The organism is Streptomyces sp. NPDC001532, from assembly GCF_040298625.1.
GTDB lineage: Bacteria > Actinomycetota > Actinomycetes > Streptomycetales > Streptomycetaceae > Streptomyces.
Genome location: NZ_JBEPAL010000106.1, coordinates 1 through 1083 on the forward strand (window position 1 = coordinate 1; position 1083 = coordinate 1083).

The window sequence follows — 1083 nt, forward strand, 5'->3', positions numbered from 1 at the left end:
AATATTTTGAACCTTGCTTAGGCAGCTGACTTCACATTGTTGAGATCAGCTGCCTTTTGCTTATAGTTCATTGAGTAGAAACGGTTCTGTTGCGAAGTTTGAAAATCAAACGCGCCCTCTCTGAACTCCAAATATCTTAGGCTGTTATTCCCATTAATACCTTGATTTCAGTAGACACCGAAAAGCCGAAGAGCGTTCCATTTCTTCGGTTCTTTTTATATATTCCTCGAAGGGTCTCCATGCCCTTAATCGTGGAAGAGGCTGTACGGAGACTTTGATAAAATTTATTCCGTCGTTTAATAGGTCGATGGTCTTGTTCTATTAAATTGTTAAGATACTTCACAGTTCGGTGCTCTGTCTTAGTATATAAACCCACACTCTGTAACTTTCTAAAGGCGGAGCCAAGAGAAGGTGCTTTATCGGTCACAATTGCTTTCGGCTCACCAAACTGTTTATGGAGTCGTTTTAAGAAAGCATAGGCTGCTTGCGTATCCCGTTTCTTTCGTAACCAGATATCTAAGGTTAAGCCGTCCGCATCAATTGCACGATAAAGATAATGCCAACGTCCCTTAATTTTGATATAGGTTTCGTCCATTTTCCATGAATAGAAGGATTGTCTATTTTTCTTCTTCCAAAGATAATAGAGGACTTTGCTGTACTCTTGCACCCAACGATAAATCGTAGTATGACAAACATTTATTCCACGATCATATAACAATTCCTGAACTTCACGATAGCTTAGATTGTAACGCAGGTAGTAACCAACAGCGACAATAATGACGTCTTTTTTGAATTGTTTGCCTTTAAAATGATTCATTACTCTGTCCTCTCTGTCTTTTTTCTCAATTTTACACTAAAATAGATTTTTTGGAAAACTTTGCAACAGAACCTACTAGACAAAAGATCGGCTCCTAAAAATGGGTTTGTGATAAACACCATTTTAAAGGAAGCTGGTCTTTTTTGTCCGAACAGCGTCGGATTAATTTTACAATCTACCTATTAACCAAAATATCAAAAAAAGCGTATCATTGAAAGCGTAATGATTAAAACGTTTTTTACAAACGTTATAGAGGGGAGAAGTTA

At 37.4% G+C, this 1083-nt stretch carries 1 protein-coding gene; it reads right to left on the reverse strand.

Translation table 11 applies throughout. From position 1 onward, the window contains the following. Positions 1 to 136: 136 nt before the first annotated feature. Positions 137 to 817 (reverse strand): IS6-like element ISS1N family transposase, encoded by a 681-nt coding sequence (locus ABT232_RS38405; protein WP_043737811.1) that lies wholly within the window; start codon positions 815 to 817, stop codon positions 137 to 139. Positions 818 to 1083 lie beyond the last annotated feature (266 nt).